The sequence below is a fragment of the Paraburkholderia sp. LEh10 genome (assembly GCF_017814945.1).
GTDB lineage: Bacteria > Pseudomonadota > Gammaproteobacteria > Burkholderiales > Burkholderiaceae > Paraburkholderia.
In genome coordinates, this window is the sequence record NZ_JAGIPX010000180.1 from 1 (window position 1) to 2,324 (window position 2,324).

Annotated in this window: 2 protein-coding genes; both read right to left on the reverse strand. The window is 62.1% G+C overall.

Features of this window, described 5'->3' with window-relative positions; translation table 11 throughout:
* Nucleotides 1-67: 67 nt before the first annotated feature.
* A complete protein-coding gene (istB, locus tag J8I87_RS43720; RefSeq protein ID WP_209938848.1) occupies nt 68-934 on the reverse strand; it encodes an IS21-like element helper ATPase IstB in 867 nt (288 codons plus the stop codon).
* Entirely contained in the window at nt 931-2,178 is a 1,248-nt protein-coding gene (gene istA, locus J8I87_RS43725; protein WP_209938849.1) for an IS21 family transposase, read from the reverse strand. The genes istB and istA overlap by 4 nt, the downstream gene beginning before the upstream one ends.
* Nucleotides 2,179-2,324 lie beyond the last annotated feature (146 nt).

The following is a 2,324-nucleotide window of genomic DNA, read 5'->3' on the forward strand; positions in this document are numbered from 1 at the left end:
TGTCAACGTCGACCGTAATTTCCCCAGAAGTGTCGAAGTAAAAATCCCCACCCAATATGCACGGTGATCAGCCGGTTTTCTGATCGGACTGCTCCTTTCGGGGACGACCGCGCTGTCGGTGGACGGGTCCGGCTGACGCCGGGTTCAGGGCGGAAGGACGGCTGCGCAAGTGATCGGGAAGCAGATCGGCGTGCTCGCGCAGTCGATAGGACGATCCTTCGATATGCACGACGACAGCGTGATGGAGCAGCCGGTCGAGCAGTGCGGCCGCAACGACGCTGTCGCCGAATACCTCGCCCCATTCACCGAAGCTGCGGTTTGACGTGAGGATGATGGCGCAGCGTTCGTAGCAGGCGTTGACGAGCTGGAAGAACAGGTTGCCGCCATTTGAGCCGATGGGCAGGTAGCCGATTTCATCGACAATGAGCAGGCTGTTGCGAGCCAGGAAGCGCACGCGTTGCGTGAGGTTGCCTTCGCGTTCGGCCTTGGCCATGGAAGCGACGATTTCGGCGAGCGTGCCGAAGTACACGCTCTTGCCTGCGCGGACGGCCTCGATGCCCAGGGCGATGCATAAGTGCGACTTTCCGGTTCCCGGAGGACCGAGGAAGTGCACGGTCTGACGCCGCTCGATGAATTCGAGTTGCGCGAGTGCCATGATCCGGTCTCGATCCAGACTCGGCTGGAAGCTGAAGTCGTAGCCAGCCAGCGTCTTGATCGTGCCAAGCCGTGCTGTCTGCAATGCCATCTTGATGCGCCGCGTTTCGCGCGTGGTGAACTCTTCGCCGAGCAGTGTTTCGAGCACCTCCAGCATGGAACTGTCGCCCTGTTCAAACCGTGTCAGTGTCGCGTCAAGTGCTTCGAGCGCACGCGGCATATGCAGACCGACGAGATAGCGCCGAATCCGCTCGAGTGTCGATGCAGGCATGCTGTTCATGCAGACCTCCGTGTGCCCGCAAGGCGCTGGGCCACCTGGTCATAGAACGACAGCGGGCGGCGAGCTACGGATGAGGTGGCTGGTGATGCGACGCGCTGTGCCGCCTGTTGCTGGCGGTGATGTGAGCGTCGGTGCCCGGGGAGCGTCGAGGTCTCCCGTCTGCCTTCAAGTACGGCGTGCACGGCGAGCAGCTCGCCGTTCTCGTAGATGCGGATCTCGTGCGCCAGACTGTGTACTTCGAGCGTGCGCCTGCGCGTGCGATCAGGCACGCTGTAATAGTTGCCGCCGACGGACACCAGGCCCTCATGGCTCACGCGTCGCTCGAGCCGGATGACGCCGTTAAACGTGCCGGCTGGCAGGGGTTGCAGGGAAGGCTGTTCCTCGGTGAAGTGCTGGACGATGACGCGATGCGTCGTGCCATGCACCCGGACGTTGGCGACCGTATCGAGCCACTCGCGTAACTGCCGGTTGAGGTCCCCGAGGTTCTGGAACCGGCGGGCAAGGAAGAAGTCCTGCCGGATATAGCGATAAGGCCGCTCCACCTTGCCCTTGGTCTTGGCCCGATAGGGCTTGCAGGCACGCGGTGCGTAGCTGTAGTGCTGTGCGAACGACACCAGTTTCGCGTTGTAGACGACGTGCTTCTCGGCCTCGCCCAGTACCGCTGTCTTCATCCGGTCATACAGGATCTCGTGCGGTACACCACCCAGGTGTTCGAACGCTTCCATGTGACAGCGAAGCACGGTCTGCAGATCCTGATGCTCGACAAAGCGTCCCCAAAGATACCGGCTGTGTCCAAGGACCATCGAGAACAGCCAGATTGAGCGGCGTTGACCAGGGGCATCGTCAAACTCGACGTTGAAGTGCGCGAAGTCGACCTGGGCCTGCTGGCCAGCCGGGGTCTCGAAGCGCACCTCGAAACCACGCGCACGCGACGGACGGATCTCGCGTACGAGGTCTCCCAGCGCGGTACGCCCGCCCTGGTAGCCCATCGCCCGAACCTCACGCAGCAGCCGTTCCGTGCTGAGCTCCGGGAAAGCGTGCACGCGCTCCGTCACGTAGTGGACGTACGCATCGACCACGCTCGGTCGCGGTGCGCGCGGGCCATACCGTGGCGTCCGAACGCCGTCCTTGATGTATTTGCGAACCGTCTTGCGATCCATACCCAGTCGGGCGGCAATGGCGGAGATGCTCAGCCCTTGCCGGTGCAGTTCCAGAATCGTCATTACGTCTCCCAGATCGATCATCGGTCTCCCCGTCAGCAGGTGCATGAACGGGGAGATGGTCGACGATCAGACGATGCGTAGCGCGGCTACGCCGCGCTACGCAACACCAGCGACAACTGGGGAAAATTACTTCGACGAAAGTGGGGAGTATTTATCCGACGCTGACA